We start from the raw sequence: 20,739 nt of genomic DNA on the forward strand, positions 1-20,739 counted from the left end.
TCGCGCTATCGGCTCCCGACGGCGGCGTCGTAGCGGTCGAGCAGGACGGCGGCGATCCGCTCGTCGGGCAGCAGGGGCGCGGTGACGACGTCGGCGCCGGCCTCGGCCAGCTTGCCGTGGAAGTGGCCGGGCGCGAGCAGGTAGGAGGCGACGACGACCCGCTCGGCGCCGGCCTTGCGCGCGGCGGCGACGGCGTCGGCGACGGGGGGCTGCGCGGCCGAGCCGTAGCCGGTGGTCACCGGGCCGGCCCAGGAGCGCTGCAGCAGGTCGGCGGTGTCCTCGACGTCGGCCACCGACCGCGGGTCGCTGGAGCCCGCGGCGGCGAGGACCACGGCGGTGAGCGGGTCGCGCGGGTCGGCGCCGGCCTCGGTCAGCCGGTCGGCGAGCACGTCGGCCAGCCGCGGGTCGGGGCCCAGCGGGCGGGCGGCCACGGCCGAGTCGTGCGCGGCGACGGCGCCCGCGATGTCGACGTGCACGTGGTAGCCGCCGGACAGCAGCAGCGGCACGACGACGGCCGGCCGCCCCTCCGCGGCGAGTCCCGCGACGACGTCGACCACCGTCGGCGGCTGCACGTCGACGAAGGCCGCCGTCGTCACCAGGCCCGGGCGCAGCCGGCGCGCGGCCAGGGCCAGCTCGGCGACCAGCCGGCGCCCGGTGGGGTTGCGCGTGCCGTGCGCGCAGGCGACCAGGACCGGTGCGCCGCTCACGGGGTCCTGTGTCACGGAGTGCGCAGGACGCCGCCGTCGACGGCGACCATCGTGCCGGTGACGTAACTGGCGGCGGGGGAGAGCAGGAAGGCCGCCACCCGGCCGAACTCGTCGGGCTCGCCGACGCGGCGCAGCGGGATGCCGGCCTCCGTGCGCGCCCGCATCGCCGCCGGGTCGCCGGAGGCGGCCTCGATGTCGGTGATCCGGTCGGTCGCGATCGTGCCGGGCATCAGCCCGACCACCCGGATCCCGCGCGGGCCGAGCTCGTCGGCCAGCGCCTTGGCGGTCATGGCCAGGCCCGGGCGCAGCGCGTTGGAGATGGCCAGGTGCCCGATCGGCTGGCGCACCGACGTCGACAGCACGAACCCGATCGCCGCCCCCGCGGACAGGTGCGGCTCCAGCGCCCGGGCCAGCCGCAGCGGGCCGAGCAGCACGCTGTCGACGGCGGCCCGCCAGTCGTCCTCCGCCGTCCGGAGCACCGTGCCCGGCGCCGGGCCGCCGACGGAGACCAGCACGCCGTCGACCCGGCCGAGCACCTCGAGCGCGCGGCCGACGAGCAGCTCGGCCGCGCCGGGGTCGGCGAGGTCGGCGGCCACCCCGGAGGCGCCGTCGCCCAGCTCCGCCACGGCCGCGTCGACCGACTCGGCGGAGCGGGAGCTGACGAGGACGCGGGCCCCGTCGGCGACGAGGGCCCGGGCGGTCGCCAGTCCCAGCCCCCGGCTCGCGCCGGTGAGCAGGTACCCGCGACCGCCCAGGCCCAGGTCCATCGAGGTCAGCCCTGCCGCAGGGAGCGGAGGACGTACTGCATGATCCCGCCGTTGCGGTAGTAGTTCGCCTCGCCGGGGGTGTCGATCCGGACGCGGGCGTCGAACTCCACGTCGCCCGCGGTCACCTTCACCGTGCGGGGCGTGCGGCCCTCGTTGAGCTCGGTGATCCCGGTGATCGTGAACTCCTCGTCGCCGGTCAGGCCGAGCGACTCGCGGTTCTCACCCTCGGGGAACTGCAGCGGCAGCACGCCCATGCCGATGAGGTTGGAGCGGTGGATCCGCTCGTAGCTCTCGGCGATGACCGCCTTGACGCCGAGCAGCGCCGTCCCCTTGGCCGCCCAGTCGCGCGACGAGCCCGAGCCGTACTCCTTGCCGGCCAGCACGACCAGCGGGACGCCGGCCTGCTGGTAGGCCTGCGACGCCTCGTAGATGCTCGTCGTCTCGCCGGTCAGGTGGTTCTTGGTGACGCCGCCCTCGGTGCCGGGCACCAGCTGGTTGCGCAACCGGATGTTGGCGAAGGTGCCACGGATCATGACCTCGTGGTTCCCGCGGCGGGAGCCGTAGGAGTTGAAGTCGCGCCGCTCCACGCCGTGCTCGCGCAGGTACTGCCCGGCCGGGCTGTCGGCCTTGATCGACCCCGCGGGCGAGATGTGGTCGGTGGTCACCGAGTCGCCGAGCACGGCCAGCGTCCGGGCGCCGGTGATGTCCTGCACCGGGGCCGGCTGGTCCTGCATGCCCTCGAAGTACGGGGGCTTGCGGACGTAGGTGCTCTCGGCGTCCCACGAGAACGTGTCACCGGTGGGCGTGGGCAGGTTCTGCCACTGCTCGGTGCCGGCGAAGACGTCCTCGTAGCTGCGGCCGAACTGCTCGGCCGAGACCGCCTCGTCGATCACCCGCTGGACCTCGGCCGGCGAGGGCCAGATGTCGCGCAGGTACACGTCCTGCCCGTCCTTGCCCGTGCCCAGCGGCTCGGTGGTGATGTCGACGTCCATCGAGCCGGCCAGCGCGTAGGCGATGACCAGCGGCGGGCTGGCCAGGTAGTTCATCTTGACGTCGGGGTTGATCCGGCCCTCGAAGTTCCGGTTGCCCGACAGCACCGAGACGACGGCGAGGTCGGCCTCGTTGACCGCGGCCGACACCGGCTCCGGCAGGGGGCCGGAGTTGCCGATGCAGGTGGTGCAGCCGTAGCCGACCAGGTAGAAGCCCAGCTTCTCCAGGTACGGCGTGAGACCGGACTTCTCGTAGTAGTCGGTGACCACCTTCGAGCCCGGCGCCAGCGTCGTCTTGACCCAGGGCTTGGTCTGCAGGCCGGCCTCGACGGCCTTCCGGGCCAGCAGCGCCGCGCCGATCATCACCTGCGGGTTGGAGGTGTTGGTGCAGGAGGTGATCGCGGCGATCACGACGTGGCCGTGGTCGACGAAGGTCTCCGTGCCGTCCTCGAGCACCACGCGGGTGGGCTTGGAGGAGCGGTCGGCCACCGGGCCGGGGATGACGTGGTGCGGCTTGCCGGCGTCGCCGTTGTCGTGCGCGAACGGGCTGGCCGGGTCCGACGCCGGGAAGGTCTCCTCGACCGACTCGTCGACGCTGGAGCCGGCGATCGCGGCGTCGTCGTCGTCGCGGTCCATCTCCTCGACCGGCGCGTAGGTCGGCAGCGCCTCGCGGAAGGAGGCCTTGGCGTCCGACAGCGCGACCCGGTCCTGCGGCCGCTTCGGGCCGGCGATCGAGGGGACGACCGTGGACAGGTCCAGCTCGAGGTACTCGGAGAAGGCCGGCTCGCGCGACGGGTCGTGCCAGAGGCCCTGCTCCTTGGCGTAGGCCTCGACCAGCGCCACCTGCTCGGCCGGGCGCCCGGTGAGCTCCAGGTAGGTGATGGTCTCCTCGTCGATGGGGAACATCGCCGCGGTCGAGCCGAACTCCGGGCTCATGTTGCCGATCGTGGCGCGGTTGGCCAGCGGCACCGCGGAGACGCCCTCGCCGTAGAACTCGACGAACTTCCCGACGACGCCGTGCTGGCGCAGCATCTCGGTGATGGTGAGGACCAGGTCGGTGGCGGTGGAGCCCTCGGGCAGCTCGCCGGTCAGCTTGAAGCCGACCACGCGCGGGATCAGCATCGACACCGGCTGGCCGAGCATCGCGGCCTCGGCCTCGATGCCGCCGACACCCCAGCCCAGCACGCCGAGGCCGTTGACCATCGTGGTGTGCGAGTCGGTGCCCACGCACGTGTCGGGGTAGGCGACGACGCGGTCGCCCTCCTGGCGCGGGAACACCACGCGGGCCAGGTGCTCGATGTTGACCTGGTGGACGATGCCCATGCCCGGGGGGACGACCTTGAAGTCGTCGAAGGCGCCCTGGCCCCAGCGCAGGAACTGGTAGCGCTCGCCGTTGCGCTGGTACTCGATCTCGACGTTGCGCTCGAACGAGTCCGGCGTGCCGAAGACGTCGGCGATGACCGAGTGGTCGATGACCAGCTCGGCCGGCGCGAGCGGGTTGATCTTGTTCGGGTCGCCGCCGAGCTCCGCCATGGCCTCGCGCATGGTGGCGAGGTCGACGATGCAGGGGACGCCGGTGAAGTCCTGCATGACCACGCGGGCCGGGGTGAACTGGATCTCCTGGTCGGGCTCGGCCGACGGGTCCCAGTTCGCCAGCGCGCGGATGTGGTCGGCGGTGATGTCCGCGCCGTCCTCGGTGCGCAGCAGGTTCTCGAGCAGGACCTTCAGGCTGAAGGGGAGCCGGTCCGCGCCCTCGACCGCGTCGAGCCGGTAGATGTCGTAGTCGGTGCCGTCGACGCTGAGCGTCGCCCGGGCCCCGAAGCTGTCCTTGCTGGCTGCCACTGCTTGCGCCTCACCCTCGAGAGTCCATCGGGCTTGAATGCCACCCCCCATCATCCCAGCCGCCTGCGGAGACGCACCGGTGAGGCGACCCTTCCCTTCCCCGGTGACGTCGCTCTCACCGGCGACCTACCGTGGGCGCGTGACCGGCGCCGTCCCCGACCCGCTGCCCGCCTGGCTGGCGCAGGCCCGCCGGTTCACCGTCCTGACCGGGGCCGGCGTCTCCACCGACAGCGGCATCCCCGACTACCGCGGCCCGAACGGGGTGTGGACCCGCGACCCGGACGCCGAGAAGCTCGTGACGCTGTCCTACTACGTCGCCGACCCGGAGATCCGGCGGAAGGCCTGGCGCATGCGCGCGGACGTGCGGGCCGCCACGATCGCCCCGAACGCCGGGCACCGGGCGCTGGCCGACCTGGAGCGGCAGGGCCGGCTGCGGGCGCTGCTCACGCAGAACGTCGACGGGCTGCACCAGGCCGCCGGGTCCTCACCGCGGGCGGTGCTCGAGCTGCACGGCACGGTGCACGCGGTCGAGTGCCTGTCCTGCGGGGACCGGACGTCGATGGACGAGGCGCTGGCCCGCATCGACGCCGGCGACCCCGACCCGGCCTGCACCGTGTGCGGCGGCATCCTCAAGTCCGCGACGGTCAGCTTCGGGCAGGCCCTCGACGAGCGGGTCCTCGACGCCGCGGCGCAGGCCGCCGCCGACTGCGACGTCTTCCTCGCCGTCGGCACCTCGCTGGTCGTGTACCCGGTGGCCGGGCTGGTGGAGATCGCCGCCGGGCACGGCGCCCGGGTGGTGATCGTCAACGCCGAGCCCACGCCCTACGACGGGCTCGCCGACCTCGTCGTCCGTGAGCCCATCTCGACGGCGCTGCCGCGGCTGCTGGGGACGGCGTGACCCGCGCCGGGCCGGAGGCGCGGTACCGCGAGCCGGTGCCCGGCGGGCTGTCCCGGCGGGCCCACGGGGGGATCGTGCTCGACCGCGCCGTCGGCGGCCGCTGGTGCGACGCCCTCGACCGGTGGCGCTCACCGGCCTCCACCCAGCCGTCGGACGAGCTGGTGACGACGCGGCGGTGACCCTGCTCGTCGTCCACCTGGCGCTGACGGCGGCCTACGCCGGCTTCCAGTGGACCGTGCGGGCGCTGGTCTACCCGCAGTTCGCGCAGGTGCCGGCCGCGGCGTTCCCCGCCTACGGGCGGGCGCACCAGCGGCGGGTCTCCCGGGTCGTGGGCCCGCTGTTCGCCGGGCAGGGCGTCACCACGCTGTGGCTGCTGGCCGCCCGGCCCGACGGCGTCCCGCTGCCGCCGGTGCTCGTGGGCGGCGCCTGCCTCGCCGTCGTCCTCGGGGTCACCGCGCTGCTCGCCGTGCCGCTGCACCGGCGGCTGGCGGAGGGGTTCGACGCCGGCGCGTTCGGCCGGCTGCTGCGGGCGGACACCGTGCGCGCGCTGGCCGCCACCGCCGGGGTGGTCGCGGCCGGGTGGCTGGTGCTCGTCAGCGACTAGCGTGACCCCGACCACGTCGAGCGGCTGACCGGCGCGCCGGCAGCCCTGGCCACCGGGAGCCCGGCATGCGCGTGCCCCTGACCACCCGCGACTTCCTCGACCGCGCCGAGCTGGTCTACGGCGACCGCGTCGGCGTCGTGGACGAACCGGACCAGCCCGCCCCGCCGGTGGGCGAGGTGACCTGGCGCGAGGTGGCCCGCCGCGGCCGCGCGCTGCAGGCCGGCCTCGACGCGCTCGGGGTGGGGGAGGGCGAGCGGATCGCGGTGGTCAGCCACAACGCCGCCCGGCTGCTCGAGGTGCTGCTCGCCCTGCCGTCGTCGGGGCGGGTGGCGGTGCCGATCAACTTCCGGCTCAACCCCGAGGAGGTCTCCTACATCGTCGGGCACAGCGGCGCGCGGGTGCTGCTGGTCGACCCGGAGCTGGAGGCGAGCCTCAAGGGCGTCGAGGCCGAACACCGGTTCTCCACCGGCGAGGAGTACGAGCAGCTGCTGGCGTTCGACGCCGAGCCGCGGCCGTGGAGCGCGCCCGACGAGGACGCCACCGCCACGATCAACTACACGAGCGGGACGACGGCGCGGCCCAAGGGCGTGCAGATGACCCACCGCAACGTCTGGGTCAACGCCGTCACCTTCGGCATGCACATGCAGGTCAGCGACCGCGACGTCTACATGCACACGCTGCCGATGTTCCACTGCAACGGCTGGGGCCTGCCGTACACGATGGCCGGCGTCGGCGCCCGCCAGGTGGTGCTGCGCAAGGTGGACGGCGCGGAGATCCTGCGCCGGGTCGAGCGGCACGGGGTCACGATGATGTCCGGTGCGCCGGCGGTGTGGAACGCCGTCCTGGAGGCCGCCGCCGACTGGGACGGCGAGGTCCCCGGCCGCGACCGGGTGCGGATCGTCGTCGCCGGGGCGCCGCCGCCGTCACGGACCATCGCCCGGGTCGAGGCCGAGCTCGGCTGGGAGTTCAACCAGATCTACGGCCTCACCGAGACCGCGCCGCTGCTCACGATCAACCGGCCGCGCGCCGAGTACGACGACCTCGACCCCGAGGAGCGCGCGAAGCGGCTGTCCCGCGCCGGCGTCCCGGCGATCGGGACCCGGATCGCGGTGAGCGAGTCCGGGGAGGTCCTCGCGCAGGGCAACACGGTGCTCGCCGGCTACTGGGACAACCCGGACGCCTCGGCGGAGGCGCTCGACGGCGGCTGGTTCCACACCGGCGACGGCGGCAGCCTCGACGACGGCGGCTACCTGACGATCTCCGACCGCAAGAAGGACGTGATCATCACCGGCGGCGAGAACGTCTCCTCGATCGAGGTCGAGGACGCCGTCTTCAGCCACCCCGCCGTCGCCGAGGTCGCCGTCATCGGCATCCCCGACGACAAGTGGGGCGAGCTGGTCACCGCGCTGGTGGTGCTGGTCGAGGGGGAGACGGCGACCGAGGCGGAGATCATCGCCCACTGCCGGTCCCGGCTGGCCGGCTACAAGGCGCCCAAGCGGGTCGAGTTCCGCGACGAGCTGGCCCGCACCGCCACCGGCAAGATCCAGAAGTTCAAGCTGCGCGAGCCGTTCTGGTCGGAGACCGGCGGCCGCCAGGTGAACTAGCCCTCCCTCATCAGGGGGAGATCCGCCCGCCTGCCCCTCCGGGGGTCACCCGGACCGGTCGACAACCGGTCCGGGTGGCGCCCGCACGGGCGCCCGGAGACGAGCGCCCGGCCTGCGACGCCGGCGCACCGGGAGGGGTCGGCACGTGGGTACGGGTACGCGCACGCGACATCACCGCTGGGCGGTCCGGGCGGCGGGCACGGCGGTCGCCGGGCTGGTCGTCCTCGGGCTGACGCCGGGCACCGCGTCGGCCGCGCCGAGCGACGCCGAGATCGCCGCCGCCGAGGCCGCCCGCGACGCCGCCGCCGCGCAGGTCGGCGTGCTCAGCGCCCAGCTGGCCCAGGCCGAGGCCGCCGCCGCGGAGGCGCACCAGGCCGCGCAGATCGCGCTGCAGGACTACGAGGAGACCCAGGCCGCCTACGAGGCCGCCCGCGCGGCCGCCGCCGCCGCCGCGGCCGCCGCCGTGCAGGCCGACGCCGACCTCGCCGAGGGCCGCACCCAGGTCGCCCGGTACGCGCGCACCACCTACATGCAGGGCAGCACCGCGCCCGGCGCCACCGCGCTGCTCTCCGCCGGCGGCCCGGCTCAGCTGATCGAGCGGGCCGCGCTGCTCGAGGCGGCCGGCACCCACCGCGTCGACGTCGTCGGCGAGCTGACCGTGCTGCAGGGTCAGGCCGCGCAGGCGCAGGAGCAGGCGCGGACCGCGTCCGTGCAGGCCGAGACGCTGCAGGAGCAGGCCGCGCAGGCGCTGGCCGGGGCGCAGGCCCAGGAGACCGCCTCCCGCGAGCAGACCGCCGCGCTCGCCGAGCAGCGCGACGCCGTCGCCGCCCAGGCCGAGGCCGCCGGCCAGCAGGTCGCGGGCATGCAGGCCGAGCAGGACGCCGCCGAGGCCGCTGCCGCTGCCGCGGCCGCGCAGGCCGCCGCGGCCGCCCGCCAGGCGGCGGCCGCCTCGGCGAGCCAGGCCGCGCCGTCGCGCAGCTCGGCCGGCAGCTCCCCGTCCTCCTCGTCGTCGTCCTCGTCGTCGTCCTCGTCGTCGTCCTCGAACTCGACCTCGAGCCGCCCCTCGTCGGGTGCTTCGTCCCCGTCCTCGGGTGGGGCGTCCTCGGGCGGGTCGTCGTCGGGCGGGTCCTCGTCGGGCGGGTCCTCGAGCAGCAACCCGACGCCGCCGGCGACCACCGCGGCCGGCGCGCCCTCCGGCTCGGCGGTGCAGACGGCCATCGACGCGGCGCTGTCGCAGCGCGGCCTGCCCTACAGCTGGGGCGGTGGCGGCGCCAACGGCCCGAGCCACGGCATCCCGCCGGACACCCGCATCTACGGCTTCGACTGCTCGGGGCTGACCGAGTACGCGTACGCCCAGGCCGGCATCCGGATCGGCGGCACCAGCCGTGACCAGTGGTGGCTCAACCGCGGCAAGACCGTCGCCCGGGCCGACCTGCGGGCCGGTGACCTGGTCTTCTGGGCCAACGGCAGCTCGTACCTGGACATCTACCACGTGGCGCTCTACATCGGCGACGGCAAGGTGGTGCAGGCGCCGCAGAGCGGCGACGTCGTGCGGGTGTCGTCGATGTGGTTCGGCAGCGACTACTTCGGAGCCGTGCGGCCGACCGCCTGATGAAGGACCTCCCTGCCCCCACCACCCGCGAGCTCGCGGCGGGACCCTGCAGGGAGGCCACAGGGAGCGGATGAGGCGGGAGTTCGGGGCGTCGGGCAGCCACGGGGGGAGCTGCCCGACGCAGGGGCCACGCTAGCAGCAGGGGCCGCGGCGGTGCAGGGGAACGGACCCGGCGCGCCGCGGCCTTCTCGCCGTCCGGCGCGTCGCCCGGCGCGTCGCGAAGCGCCCCGCCCCGGCGGCGCCCGGCGTGCCAGTACGCGCGACGGCCGGACTCCCGGCTCCGTGTAGGACACTGGCTCGTGGGACGGGCGAGAGGCCCCGTCACCGGCCCCGTGTCGCTCCCGTGACGCGTCCGGAGGCCGCGGACCGGCACGACAGGGAGCCCTGTGACCACCGCCGCCAGCACCCCGCTCGAGAAGCCCGCCGGCGCACCGGTCCCGCCCTCGGTGGACGCCGCGCTGCTCGAGCGCGCGCTGTTCGAGATCAAGCGGGTCATCGTCGGCCAGGACCGGCTGGTCGAGCGGATGCTGGTCGCCCTGCTCGCCCGCGGCCACGTGCTGCTCGAGGGCGTGCCCGGCGTCGCGAAGACCCTCGCCGTCGAGACGCTGGCGACCGTCGTCGGCGGGAAGTTCGCCCGCCTGCAGTTCACCCCCGACCTGGTGCCGGCCGACATCCTCGGCACCCGCATCTACAAGGCGGGGCAGGACGCCTTCGACACCGAGCTCGGCCCGGTGTTCGCCAACTTCGTCCTCACCGACGAGATCAACCGCGCGCCGGCGAAGGTGCAGTCGGCGCTGCTGGAGGTCATGGCCGAGCGGCAGGTCTCCATCGGCGGCGTCACCCACCCGCTGCCCGACCCGTTCCTCGTGCTGGCCACGCAGAACCCGATCGAGTCCGAGGGCGTCTACCCGTTGCCCGAGGCCCAGCGCGACCGCTTCCTCATGAAGGTGCTCGTCGACTACCCGACGCCCGAGGAGGAGCGCGAGATCATCTACCGGATGGGCGCCAACCCGCCGGTGCCCGAGACCGTCCTCGGCCCCGAGGACCTGCGCCGCATGCAGCACACCGCCTCGCAGGTGTTCGTGCACCACGCGCTGGTCGACTACGTCGTCCGGCTCGTCGTCGCCACCCGGCAGCCGCGCGAGCACGGCATGGACGACGTCGCCTCGTGGGTCTCCTACGGCGCGAGCCCGCGTGCCTCACTCGGCCTGATCGCCGCCAGCCGGGCGCTGGCACTGGTCCGCGGCCGCGACTACGTGCTGCCGCAGGACGTCCTCGACGTCACCACCGACGTGCTGCGCCACCGGCTGGTGCTGTCCTACGACGCGCTCGCCGACGGCGTGCCCGCCGACCACGTGGTCAAGCGGATCCTGCAGACGGTGCCGCTGCCCCAGGTCACCCCGCGGCAGCGGGCCGGCGGCTTCGGCCCCGCCGCGCCGGGCGGCCCGCAGGTGCCGCCCCCGGGGGCGCCGCAGTTCGGCCCGCCGCAGGTCGGCCCGCAGGGCCCCTACGCCCCCGGCTTCGCGCCCGCCCCGCAGCCCCAGCCCGGCGGCCCGGTCCCCAACGGCCAGCCGCCGCACGGCGCGTCCGTGCACGGCTCGTCCCCGCACGGCCCGGTGGGCAACGGCCAGGCGCCCCAGGGGCCCGGCGGCAACGGGCACGTCCCGGGGACCCCGCAGGCGTGAGACTGCGGCGCGGCCGGGCGCGGACCGGGGAGGACCCGGCCGCGCCCGCTGACGAGCCCGACGCCGGCGCGCCCGGCCGGCCCGCCGTCGCGACGGCCGACCCCGACGGCGACCTGCCGCACTTCGGCGAGGGCCCGGCCGACGTGCTGCTGCAGCGACTGGAGCTCACCGTCCGCCGGCGCCTGGACGGGTTGCTGCAGGGCGACCACCTCGGCCTGGTGCCCGGCTCCGGCAGCGAGGCCGGCGACTCCCGGACCTACCACCCCGGCGACGACGTCCGCCGCATGGACTGGCCGGTGACCGCGCGCACGCAGGTGCCGCACGTCCGCGAGACGATCGCCGACCGCGAGCTGGAGACGTGGGCGGTGGTGGACCTCTCGGCCAGCCTCGACTTCGGCACCGGCAACTGCGACAAGCGGGACCTCGCGATCGCCGGGCTCGCGGCGGTCAGCCACCTCACCGTGCACGGCGGCAACCGGCTCGGCGCCGTCGTCACCACCGGCGAGCGCGTCGACCGGTACCCGGCGCAGGCCGGGCGGCTGGCCGCCGACCGGCTGCTGCGCGCCGTCGTCGCCACCCCGCGGGCCGCGACCGGCCGCCGCGGCGACCTCGCCGCCGCGCTGGAGACGCTGCGCCGCCCGCCGCGCCGCCGCGGGCTGGTCGTCGTCGTCTCCGACTTCCTCGGCGACCTGGACTGGGAGCGCCCGCTGCGGGGCCTGGGCACCCGGCACGAGCTGCTGGGCATCGAGGTGGTCGACCCGCGCGAGCTGGAGCTGCCCGACGTCGGCCCGCTGACCGTCGTCGACCCGGAGACCGGGCAGACGCTGGAGGTGCCCACCGGCGACCCGCGCTTCCGCGCCCGCTTCGCCGAGGCCGCGGCCGAGCAGCGGCGGGCGATCGCCGCCGGGCTGCGCCGCGCCGGGGCCGGCCACCTGCAGCTGCGCACCGACCGCGACTGGGTGATGGACGTCGTCCGGTTCGTCGCCGACCGGCGGCGCGCCGGCAGCGGCGGGGCGTCCCGGTGAGCAACCACCGCACCACGAGAGAGGCCCGCCCGTGAGTTTCCAGTCACCGCTGTGGCTGATCGCGCTCGTCCCCGTCGTCGCGCTGGCGGTCCTCTACGTGGTCCGCCAGCTGCGCCGCCGGGTGTACGCGGCGCGGTTCTCCCAGACCGGGCTGGCGCAGAGCCTGCTGCCCAAGCGGGCGGGCTGGGTGCGGCACGTGGCGTTCGGCCTGACGCTGACCGCCCTGCTGGGGCTGGTGCTGTCGCTGGCGCAGCCGTCCACGGAGGTCCGGGTGCCGCGGGAGACGGCGACCGTCGTCCTCGCGCTGGACGTCTCGCTGTCGATGCAGGCCGAGGACATCGAGCCCAGCCGGTTCGAGGCGATGAAGGCCGCCGCCAGCGACTTCGTCGACATCCTCCCGGAGCGGATCAACCTGGGGCTCGTGTCGTTCTCCGGCACCGCCTCCACGCTGGTGGCGCCGACCACCGACCGCGAGCAGGTGCGCGGCGCGATCCAGAACCTGGAGCTGTCGGAGGCGACGGCGATCGGCGAGGCGATCTTCACGTCGCTCACCACGATCACCACGTTCCAGTCGACGCTCGACGTCGACGACCCCGAGCAGCTGCCGCCGGCGCGGATCCTGCTGCTCTCCGACGGCTACAACACCGTGGGCCGGGAGAACACGCAGGCGATCGCGGCGGCGCAGGCGGCCGAGGTGCCGGTGTCGACGATCGCGTTCGGCACCGACTACGGCTCGATCGAGATCGGCGGCGAGGTGACGCCGGTGCCGATCGACCGCGACGCGCTGCGGCAGATCGCCGACGACACCGGCGGGCAGTACAACGAGGCGCGCAGCCGCGCCGAGCTCGAGGCGGTCTACGACGACCTCGGCAGCCAGATCGGCTACACCACCGAGCCGCAGGACGTCTCGTACTGGTTCGTCCGCGTCGCCACGCTGCTGCTGGCCTGCGGGCTGGGCCTGGCGGCCTGGCGCCTGCAGCGCCTGTTCTGAGCGCGGGCCGGGGAGGTCGCCCTCCCCGGCCCGGGGCCCTACTTCGTCGGGTCGAGGACGAGCTTGCCGGTCGTGCGGCGGGACAGGATGTCCTGGTGCGCCTCGCGGACGGCGGTCAGCGGGTAGCGGCCGCCGCCGACCGGCTCCAGCGCCCCGTCGGCGGTGAGCTGGAGCAGCTCGGTCATGGCGTCGTCGAGCATGGCCGGGCGGCTGAAGCAGTGCGCCAGCCAGAAGCCGACGACCGCGCGGCTGGTGCCCATGAGCGACGGCGCCTGCACCGGCTTCGGCGGGCGGCGGCCGGCCATGCCGTAGGCCACGAGCCGGCCGAACGGCGCCAGCGCGGAGAACGAGCCGTCGAAGACGTTGCCGCCGGTCATCTCCAGGACGACGTCGACCCGCTTGCCGCCGTTGGCCTCGCGCAGCGCGGCGGTGAACGTCTTCGGGTCGTCGTCGGCCAGCGCCGGGTCGACGGTGGCGTCGGCGCCGAGCTCCTCGGCCAGGGCCCGCTTCTCCGCGCTCGAGGCGGTGGCGATGACCCGCCCGGCGCCCCAGCGCTTGGCCAGCTGGACGGCCAGCGAGCCGACCCCGCCGGCGCCGGCGATGACGACGACCGACTCGCCCGCGGCCAGGTGCGCGCTGGTGCGCAGCAGGTGCCAGGCGGTGGTGCCCTGCAGGACGAGGGCGAGGGCCTGCTCGTCGGTGACGGCGTCGGGCACCGGCCAGGTCAGCCGCGGGTTCGCGACGACCTTCTCGGCGTAGCCGCCGCCGTCCAGCAGGCCGACGACGCGCTCGCCGCCGCCCACCGGCCGGCCGACGAACTCCGCCCCCGGGATGAGCGGCAGCGTCTGCGGGGCGAGGTAGCTGTCCTCGGTCTGGTGGGTGTCGGCGTAGTTCACGCCGGCCGCACTCACCTCGTAGAGCTGCTGGCCGTCGCCGGGGACGGGGTCGGGGAGGTCGACGACGTCGAGGACGTCGGGGCCGCCGAAGCGGGTGATCTGCACGGCACGCATGCAGGGGACGCTAGGGGACGGCGCCGACGCAGCGGTGTTTGGTCGACTTGAGACGGCCTCCGGCTCGGGCCAAGTCGAATGCGGAGCCCGAGCAATGTGTCGGTGGTGCCCGGGACACTCGGTGCGTGGCAGCAGGGAACCGCCCCATCGCCAAGCGACGGGTCCACGGCACGGCATATGCGCCAGAGCCTGGCTATCCGGGACCTGTGGCATGCCGGCCGGGCGAGCTGCTGCGCGGTCTCGTTGCCATGCATGTGTTGCTGACGGGGCGATCTCGTTGCTGTGACACGCCCTTAGCCCGTCGGTCGTGACTTGCTCCTGCTGGTCTTTAGTCTGCCCAGGTGGACGTGAGCAGAGCTCTTGAGCAGCACATAGCGGTGTTCGGCGAGGGCGGTAGCGGCAAGACGGTCTTGCTCTCCTCGTTCTACGGAGCGACTCAAGAACCCCAGTACCGGAAGCAGAGCCTCTTCCACGTCGTTGCGGACAACATCGGCCAGGGCGCCCGGCTGCACCGGAACTACCTGGGCATGAAGAACTCAGCGCAGCTGCCCGCGCCCAACCGCTTCACCGGGACGTCCTACTCCTTCTCGATCAAGCTGAAGGACGGATCCGCCCCCAAGTCGATGAAAGACAAGCCGTTCGACGCACTGCGCTTGGTCTGGCATGACTACCCAGGGGAGTGGTTCGAGCAGGACGTTAGCGGGCCCGAGGAGGCGCAGCGCCGCGTCGACACGTTCAGGTCCCTGCTGAGCTCGGATGTCGCGCTCTTGCTGGTGGACGCTCAGCGGTTACTGGACAACGCCGGGCAGGAGGAGCGGTACCTAAAGTCGTTGTTCGCCAACTTCCTAAACGGGTTGCTGTCGCTCAAGGACGACCTGCTCGAGGACGGGCAACCGCTCGTCGATTTCCCGCGTATCTGGGTGCTCGGTTTGTCGAAGTCCGATCTGTTGCCGGACCTGGACGTGTTCGCGTTTCGGGACCTCCTCGTCGAGAAGGCAACCGATGACCTGGACGCACTGCGCCAGGTGCTGGCCGGGCTGGTGGAGGCGGAGGACGCACTGTCCGTCGGTGAGGACTTCGTGCTGCTCTCGTCAGCGAAGTTCGGCGCTGAGACGATCGAGGTCACCGAGCGCATCGGGGTCGACATGATCCTGCCGCTGGCCGCCATGCTGCCCTTCGAACGCCACGTCAAGTGGGCTCAGACGGAGGCGTTGCAGGGAAAGGTGGTCGAGATGCTGCTGCGTGGCGCTGGGCCCCTGGCTACTGCGTTGGTGGGGACCAAGAGCAAGTTCCTCGGCCTCGTGGGGCAGGTCTTGAACTTCGTCGGTCCCAGCCTGGCCGAAGCAGCCGGGCTGGACGGGGAGAAGATGAAGCAGATCAACTCCGATGCCCTGGCGAAGAAGGACTACCTGCGCGCCACGTTGACCCGCTTCGGGATGGACTTGGACAAGGGTGAAGAGGATCGGGTCCTGCTCAGGAGCCTGCGGTGAGCCTCATCTGGGCTTCCCGGGGACGGGCGTGGGGTTTCCGCTTCCTCAGAAACGACGCCTGCGGGGATCCGCTTGCGCTCTACGACACCGCTTTCTCGGGACTTGAGGACGCGGCCGAGGCATGCCGTCGCGTTGCAGCGATCGGGGCGCAGCCCGAGCTGGTGGCGCTGCGCTTTCCGGACCCGGCGGGGCGGCGTGATCGAGCCGGCCGGGTGATCCCGCACGACTTCGTCGTCTTCGGGCCGTCGGCCGGTGAAATCCGATCGGTCGACGATGGTCGTCAGCGCATCTGGCCCTTGGTCGCCGACAACTTCGAGCGAGTCTGGGAGCTGCCTGAGCCGCCGCCCGTCATCGAATGGCGGTGAGGCCGCGCGATAGCCCGCGCGTTGACCGCTGATCTAACTCTCAGGACAGCTGGTGGTGGGTGTCGGCATAGTTCACGCCGGCCGCACTCACCTCGTAGAGCTGTTGGCCGTCGCCGGAGACGGGGTCGGGGAGCTCGACGACGTCGAGGACCTCGGGGCCGCCGAAGCGGGGCATCTGCACGGCACGCATGGGGAAGGCTATGGCCGGACTGGGAGACGGCGATCGAGGAGGCCCGGCCGCTCCCGCGTGCCGGGTGGGAGCAGGGGTTCGACGAGGAGCGGGCCGCGGTGCCGCAGGCCGGGACCTTCCGTGGCGTGGCGACCACACGGCGTGGCGGACGCCACTGACCACGGCCCGTGACCACGTGACGACCTGTCGATGTGCGCACCCTCGGTGGGAGACTGGTCACACTCCGACGACAGGGGTCGAGATGGAACCCGTGAGTCTGCTGTTGGCGGCATTGGCGGCCGGGGTCGGGGCAGGAGTGCAGGACGTCGCCGGCTCCGCGGTGAGGGACGCGTACGCGAAGCTGCGCGAGGTCCTCCGCCGGCGGTTCGCCGGCAGGCCGGCGGCCGAGGAGGCGCTGGCCGAGCACGAGAAGGACCCGAAGGCGTACGAGCCGCTGCTGCGCAAGTACGTGACCGAGACCGGCGCCGACCGCGACGCCGAGGTGCTGGAGCTGGCGGAGCGGGTGCTGGCTCTCGCCGACTCCGCGGGCAGCGCGGCGGGCAAGTACCGGGTGGACGCCGCCCACGCGCAGGGCGTGCAGGTCGGTGATCGCAACCAGCAGATCAACACCTTCGGCGCCGGGTGACCGAGGACGTGACGCCGGAGGTCCCCGCCGGCGCGCCACGGGTGCACGCCGAGCGGGCGCAGGGCCTGCAGGCCGGCAGCTTCAACCGGCAGACCAACGTCTTCCAGGTCAGCAGGGAGACGGTGGCCCGCCACGCGGTCTTCCTGCCGCCCCGCCACCGGGTGACAGGGCGCGAGCAGCTCCTCGACCGGGTGCGGCGTGAGCTGCTGCGCCTGACCGCGGGCGAGGACGCCGGCCCGGCCGTGCTGGCGCTGCACGGCCTGGGCGGGGTGGGCAAGTCCAGCCTCGCTCTCGAGTACGCCCACCGGCACTGGATCGCGGAGGACTACGGACTGGTGTGGTGGGTGGCGACGGCCGAACCGGCCACGGTTGCCACGCAGTTGGGGACGCTGCTGGCCGCCCAGCTCGAGGTCGACGTCGAGGGCCGGGACGCGGTCGCGGCGACCCACGCGGTACTGGCCGCGCGCACGGACCCGTGGCTGCTCGTCCTCGACAACGCCGAGAGCCCGGGCGCCGTCCGTGAGTTCCTCCCGCCGGCCGGGTCCGGGCACGTGCTGGTCACCAGCCGCAACCCCAGCTGGTATCCGCACCCGCGCCTCGAGGTGCCGGACCTGGACCCGACGGCGGCGGTGGCGTTCCTCGTCGGCCGGACCGGGGACCCCGACGAGGTCAGCGCCGGGCAGCTGGCCGAGGAGCTCGGCCGCCTGCCGCTGGGCCTGGAACAGGCCGGCGCCTACATCTCGGCCTCCCCCGGCGCCACGCTCGCCTCCTACCTGACGTCGTACCGCCGCCACCGGCCGGACCTGCTCGGTCAGGGAGACCCCACCGACTACGAGTACCCGATCGCCCGGACGTGGAGCCTGGCGTTCGAGGCGCTCGGCCCGACGGCGGTGGGGCTGCTGCGGCTGCTGGCCTGTTACGGCCCCGACGACGTCCCCCTCACCCTGCTGCTGTCCGGCGGTGCCGACGCAGCGGAACTGGCACCGGAGCCCGCCGACGTCCTCGGCGTGCTGGCCGGGGACGAGCTGGCCCTGGACAGGGCCCTGGCCGCGCTGTACCGCTACTCCCTGGTGCGGACGGGCGCCGGCTCCCGGAGCGTGCGGAGGGCGGACGCCGATCTGCCGCGGGACGGGCGGACCGTGTCGGTGCACCGCCTGGTCCAGGCAGTGGTCCGGGACCAGCTGACGGACGAGCAGCGGACGGCGTGGGAACGCGCCGCGCGCTCCCTCCTCCACCGGGCCCTGCCCCTCGACCCGGAGGACCCGGCGAACTGGCCGGCCTTCTCGGCGCTGCTGCCGCACCTGCTGGCGACGCTCCCCGACACCGACGACGACCTGCGAGGGGCCGCGCGCTTCCTGCACGTCTGCGGGGACTTCCGCGGCGCCCGGCGGGTGCTGGACCGGGCGGCCGCGGGCCTGGCCGGGGCACTGGGACCGGAGCACCCCGACACGCTGGCGGCGCAGGTCGACCTGGCGCGGACCCTCTTCGCCCTGTGGGACCTCGACGGGGCGCGCCGGGTGCTGGAGCAGGTCGCCGGGATCCGGTCACGGGTGCTGGGCCCCGCCCACCCGGCCACCCTCACCGCCCAGGCCAACCTCTCCCTCACCCTGTGGCACCTGGGCAGGTGGATCGAGGCGCGGGAGGTGCTGCAGCGGGTGATCGCCGGACTGGCGCAGGTGCTGCCCGAGCCGGGACCGGCCGGCCCGCCCGGGCCAGGTGGGGGCGAGGCCGACCTGGCCGCTCTGGCCGACCTGGGCGACCTGGCCGAGGCGAGGCTGCCGCTGGAACGGGTGCTGCCGGCCCGGTTGCGCGCATCGGGGTCCGACGAGCCCCCGATCCTCACGACGAGGGCGGTCACGGCGCTGTCGCTGGCCGATCTGAGGGGACTCGGAGAGGCGCGGCGGGTGCTGGCCCGCATGGAGCAGGTGCTGGAGCAGACGCTGGGACCGGAGCACCCGGGCACGCTGACGACCTCCGGGAACCTGGCGTACGTCCTGATGGGAGCGGGCGAGCTCGACGAGGCCCGGCGCGTCCTGGAGAGGCTGGTGGCGGCCCGGTTGCGGGCCTCGGGTCCGGAGCACCCGGCGACGCTGACCGCGCAGGGCAGTCTCGCCGGGACCCTCACCGTGCTGGGGGAAGTGGCCGAGGCCCGCCGGCTCCTCGAACAGGTGGTGTCCGTCCGGGAGCGGGTGCTGGGGGGAGAGCACCCGGACACCAGGACGGCGGAGGCCAACCTGGCGCTGGTCCTGGCGCAGTCGGGGGAGTGGTGCCCGGCGCGGAGGTTGCTCGAGCGGGTGGTGGACGGGCTCGGGCGGACCCTGGGACCGACCCACCCCGACACCCTGACGGCCCGGGCCGACCTCGCGGCCGTCCGGGCCGGGGCGGGGGAGTGGGATACGGCCCGGGAGGTGCTCGAGCGGGTGCTCGAGGACCTCCCGCAGACAGTGGGCCCCGATCACCCGGTCACGGTCTCCGCGCGGGAGAACCTGGCCGTCGTCACCGCCCACCGGGGCGCCTGAGCGGTCCTCACCGTGTGGAGCGCGCCGACGGCCGGCGCACCGGGCGAGGTGCGCCGGCCGCTCACGTCAGCGGGCGGTCTGCGCCTCCCGGCGCGGGAGCACCCAGTCGGGCCGCACGTAGTGGCAGGTGTAGCCCCACGGGTACTTCTGCAGGTAGTCCTGGTGCTCCTCCTCGGCCTCCCAGAAGGGGCCGGCCGGCGACACCTCCGTCACGACCTTCCCGGGCCACAGGCCCGAGGCGTCGACGTCGGCGATCGTGTCGAGAGCGACGCGCCGCTGCTCCTCGCTCGTGTAGAAGATCGCCGAGCGGTAACTCCGGCCCACGTCGTTGCCCTGCCGGTCCACCGTCGTCGGGTCGTGGATCTGGAAGAAGAACTCCAGGAGCTCCCGGTACGAGATCACGGACGGGTCGAAGACGATCTCGACCGCCTCGGCGTGGTCGCCGTGGTTGCGGTACGTGGCGTTCGGGGTGTCCCCGCCGGAGTACCCGACGCGGCTCGAGAGCACCCCCGGGCGCTTGCGCAGCAGGTCCTGCGCACCCCAGAAGCAGCCGCCGGCGAGGATCGCGGTCTCAGTGGTCACGTGTGCCTCCCTCTGTGTCGGGCGCCTGGCTGAACACCGCGACCGGGGCTGGTCTTCCCGCCGGCTCCCATCGGCAGCCGGCGGGACGACGAGCCCGGAACGGCGACGAGGTCACGAGCGGATGAACTCGAGCAGGTCCGCGTTGATGGTCTCGGCCTGCGTCGTCGGCATCCCGTGGGGGAAGCCGGCGTAGGTCTTCAGCGTCCCGTTCTGCAGGAGCTCCGCGGACCGCGGCCCCGAGTTCTCGTACGGGACGACCTGGTCGTCGTCGCCGTGCATGACCAGGACCGGCACCGTGATCTTCCGCAGGTCGTCGGTGAAGTCCGTCTGGGAGAACGCGACGACGCCGTCGTGGTGGGCTTTCGCGCCGCCCATCATCCCCTGGCGCCACCAGTTCGCGATGATCGCCTCGGACGGTTCGGCGCCCGGCCGGTTGAACCCGTAGAACGGCCCCGACGGCAGGTCGCGGTAGAAGCGGGACCGGTTGGTCGCGACCTGGGTCTGGATGTCGTCGAACACGCTCTTCGGCAGGCCGCCGGGGTTGGCGTCGGTCTGCACCATGAGCGGCGGCACCGCGCTGATCAGCACGGCCTTCGCGACGCGGTCCTCGCCGTGCCGGCCGAGGTAGTGGGCGACCTCGCCGCCGCCGGTCGAGTGGCCGACGTGCACGGCGTCGTGCAGGTCGAGGTGCGCCGTCAGCGCGGCCAGGTCGTCGGCGTAGTGGTCCATGTCGTGCCCGTCGCCGGTCTGGGTCGAGCGGCCGTGTCCCCGCCGGTCGTGCGCGATGACCCGGTAGCCCTGGGCCAGGAAGAACATCATCTGCGCGTCCCAGTCGTCGGCCGACAGCGGCCAGCCGTGGCTGAAGACGATCGGCTGACCGCTGCCCCAGTCCTTGTAGAAGATCTCGGTGCCGTCGTCGGTCGTGATCGTGCCCATGTCGTGCCTCCGTCGGTCTCGGAAGGGTGGTGCGTCCGCAGGTGGGCAACCGCCCGGGCGCGACGTCATCCCAGCGCGGGTCGGTGGTCGGCGAGCGGCTGTGGTGAGGCGGTCGGGTGAACTCGGTGGTCGACGGGTCCCGTGCCCAGGCACGCGTGCACCGTCGTGGCCGCCCCGGGTCGGGTTCTCCGGCCGCCTCAGCGTCGTGGGGGGGGGGGGGGGGGGGGGCCCGCCCCGGCGCACCCCCCCCCCCCCACCACACCCGCACGTCCCGCCGGCAAGCACTACCCTTCCTCTC

At 74.0% G+C, this 20,739-nt stretch carries 19 protein-coding genes; 12 read left to right on the forward strand and 7 right to left on the reverse strand.

The features are described 5' to 3' along the window. Window positions 1–5 precede the first annotated feature (5 nt). Genes ACI796_RS21240 through ACI796_RS21250 form a run of 3 tightly spaced genes read right to left on the reverse strand, consistent with a single transcriptional unit; the run spans window position 6 to window position 4,305 of the window. Entirely contained in the window at window positions 6–707 is a 702-nt protein-coding gene (locus ACI796_RS21240) for a sirohydrochlorin chelatase (RefSeq protein ID WP_456943200.1), read from the reverse strand. 11 nt (window positions 708–718) lie between these two features. Then, on the reverse strand, window positions 719–1,474 hold the full coding sequence (locus ACI796_RS21245; RefSeq protein ID WP_456943201.1) for an SDR family oxidoreductase: 756 nt from the start codon (window positions 1,472–1,474) through the stop codon (window positions 719–721). A 5-nt stretch (window positions 1,475–1,479) separates the two neighbouring features. Continuing rightward, complete coding sequence (locus tag ACI796_RS21250; RefSeq protein WP_456943202.1) at window positions 1,480–4,305, reverse strand: aconitate hydratase; 2,826 nt, start codon at window positions 4,303–4,305, stop codon at window positions 1,480–1,482. 139 nt (window positions 4,306–4,444) lie between these two features. On the opposite strand from ACI796_RS21250, the gene ACI796_RS21255 reads away from it, so the two are divergent. The 8 genes from ACI796_RS21255 (at window position 4,445) to ACI796_RS21290 (ending at window position 12,724) form a co-directional block, all read left to right on the forward strand. After that, the gene (locus tag ACI796_RS21255; protein WP_456943203.1) at window positions 4,445–5,203 is read left to right on the forward strand and encodes an SIR2 family NAD-dependent protein deacylase; all 759 of its coding nucleotides are present in this window, start codon (window positions 4,445–4,447) and stop codon (window positions 5,201–5,203) included. After that, window positions 5,200–5,382 carry a hypothetical protein gene (locus tag ACI796_RS21260; RefSeq protein WP_456943204.1) on the forward strand — a complete coding sequence of 61 codons (183 nt, stop codon included), beginning with the start codon at window positions 5,200–5,202 and terminating at the stop codon, window positions 5,380–5,382. The genes ACI796_RS21255 and ACI796_RS21260 overlap by 4 nt, the downstream gene beginning before the upstream one ends. After that, window positions 5,379–5,807 carry a DUF1772 domain-containing protein gene (locus ACI796_RS21265; RefSeq protein WP_456943205.1) on the forward strand — a complete coding sequence of 143 codons (429 nt, stop codon included), beginning with the start codon at window positions 5,379–5,381 and terminating at the stop codon, window positions 5,805–5,807. Before ACI796_RS21260 ends, ACI796_RS21265 begins: the two co-directional genes overlap by 4 nt. Before the next feature lie 65 nt (window positions 5,808–5,872). Then, window positions 5,873–7,411, forward strand: a complete 1,539-nt coding sequence (locus ACI796_RS21270; protein ID WP_456943206.1) for an AMP-binding protein — start codon at window positions 5,873–5,875, stop codon at window positions 7,409–7,411. A gap of 145 nt (window positions 7,412–7,556) precedes the next feature. Continuing rightward, a complete protein-coding gene (locus ACI796_RS21275) occupies window positions 7,557–9,023 on the forward strand; it encodes a C40 family peptidase (protein ID WP_456943207.1) in 1,467 nt (488 codons plus the stop codon). A 386-nt stretch (window positions 9,024–9,409) separates the two neighbouring features. After that, complete coding sequence (locus ACI796_RS21280) at window positions 9,410–10,708, forward strand: AAA family ATPase (RefSeq protein ID WP_456943208.1); 1,299 nt, start codon at window positions 9,410–9,412, stop codon at window positions 10,706–10,708. Beyond that, entirely contained in the window at window positions 10,705–11,733 is a 1,029-nt protein-coding gene (locus ACI796_RS21285; RefSeq protein WP_456943209.1) for a DUF58 domain-containing protein, read from the forward strand. Before ACI796_RS21280 ends, ACI796_RS21285 begins: the two co-directional genes overlap by 4 nt. A 31-nt stretch (window positions 11,734–11,764) precedes the next feature. After that, the gene (locus ACI796_RS21290; RefSeq protein WP_456943210.1) at window positions 11,765–12,724 is read left to right on the forward strand and encodes a VWA domain-containing protein; all 960 of its coding nucleotides are present in this window, start codon (window positions 11,765–11,767) and stop codon (window positions 12,722–12,724) included. Window positions 12,725–12,762: 38 nt separating this feature from the next. Here ACI796_RS21290 and ACI796_RS21295 read toward each other — a convergent pair whose 3' ends face one another. Beyond that, complete coding sequence (locus ACI796_RS21295; protein ID WP_456943211.1) at window positions 12,763–13,734, reverse strand: quinone oxidoreductase family protein; 972 nt, start codon at window positions 13,732–13,734, stop codon at window positions 12,763–12,765. 341 nt (window positions 13,735–14,075) lie between these two features. Between ACI796_RS21295 and ACI796_RS21300 the strand changes: the two genes are divergently transcribed. After that, on the forward strand, window positions 14,076–15,224 hold the full coding sequence (locus ACI796_RS21300) for an ATP/GTP-binding protein (RefSeq protein WP_456943212.1): 1,149 nt from the start codon (window positions 14,076–14,078) through the stop codon (window positions 15,222–15,224). Then, window positions 15,221–15,589 (forward strand): hypothetical protein, encoded by a 369-nt coding sequence (locus tag ACI796_RS21305; protein WP_456943213.1) that lies wholly within the window; start codon window positions 15,221–15,223, stop codon window positions 15,587–15,589. Before ACI796_RS21300 ends, ACI796_RS21305 begins: the two co-directional genes overlap by 4 nt. Before the next feature lie 40 nt (window positions 15,590–15,629). Here ACI796_RS21305 and ACI796_RS21310 read toward each other — a convergent pair whose 3' ends face one another. Then, on the reverse strand, window positions 15,630–15,779 hold the full coding sequence (locus ACI796_RS21310; RefSeq protein ID WP_456943214.1) for a Zn-dependent oxidoreductase: 150 nt from the start codon (window positions 15,777–15,779) through the stop codon (window positions 15,630–15,632). 250 nt (window positions 15,780–16,029) lie between these two features. On the opposite strand from ACI796_RS21310, the gene ACI796_RS21315 reads away from it, so the two are divergent. Together ACI796_RS21315 and fxsT are read left to right on the forward strand one after the other, a co-directional pair. Further along, window positions 16,030–16,404: a hypothetical protein gene (locus ACI796_RS21315; protein WP_456943215.1), complete on the forward strand. Its 375-nt coding sequence runs from the start codon at window positions 16,030–16,032 to the stop codon at window positions 16,402–16,404. Next, window positions 16,401–18,923: an FxSxx-COOH system tetratricopeptide repeat protein gene (fxsT, locus tag ACI796_RS21320; protein ID WP_456943216.1), complete on the forward strand. Its 2,523-nt coding sequence runs from the start codon at window positions 16,401–16,403 to the stop codon at window positions 18,921–18,923. The genes ACI796_RS21315 and fxsT overlap by 4 nt, the downstream gene beginning before the upstream one ends. Before the next feature lie 66 nt (window positions 18,924–18,989). Here fxsT and msrA read toward each other — a convergent pair whose 3' ends face one another. Both msrA and ACI796_RS21330 read right to left on the reverse strand, forming a co-directional pair. Beyond that, window positions 18,990–19,505: a peptide-methionine (S)-S-oxide reductase MsrA gene (msrA, locus tag ACI796_RS21325; protein WP_456943217.1), complete on the reverse strand. Its 516-nt coding sequence runs from the start codon at window positions 19,503–19,505 to the stop codon at window positions 18,990–18,992. 111 nt (window positions 19,506–19,616) lie between these two features. Beyond that, complete coding sequence (locus ACI796_RS21330; protein ID WP_456943218.1) at window positions 19,617–20,441, reverse strand: alpha/beta fold hydrolase; 825 nt, start codon at window positions 20,439–20,441, stop codon at window positions 19,617–19,619. Window positions 20,442–20,739: the final 298 nt, after the last annotated feature.

Source organism: Geodermatophilus sp. SYSU D00525, assembly GCF_054050475.1.

What these genes read in the sequence shown, in the direction of transcription:
- ACI796_RS21245 (WP_456943201.1), bottom strand. Translation starts at nt 1,474, where the DNA reads ATGGACCTGGGCCTGGGCGGTCGCGGGTACCTGCTCACCGGCGCGAGC.
- ACI796_RS21270 (WP_456943206.1), top strand. Translation starts at nt 5,873, where the DNA reads ATGCGCGTGCCCCTGACCACCCGCGACTTCCTCGACCGCGCCGAGCTG.
- ACI796_RS21295 (WP_456943211.1), bottom strand. Translation starts at nt 13,734, where the DNA reads ATGCGTGCCGTGCAGATCACCCGCTTCGGCGGCCCCGACGTCCTCGAC.
- ACI796_RS21310 (WP_456943214.1), bottom strand. Translation starts at nt 15,779, where the DNA reads ATGCGTGCCGTGCAGATGCCCCGCTTCGGCGGCCCCGAGGTCCTCGAC.
- ACI796_RS21330 (WP_456943218.1), bottom strand. Translation starts at nt 20,441, where the DNA reads ATGGGCACGATCACGACCGACGACGGCACCGAGATCTTCTACAAGGAC.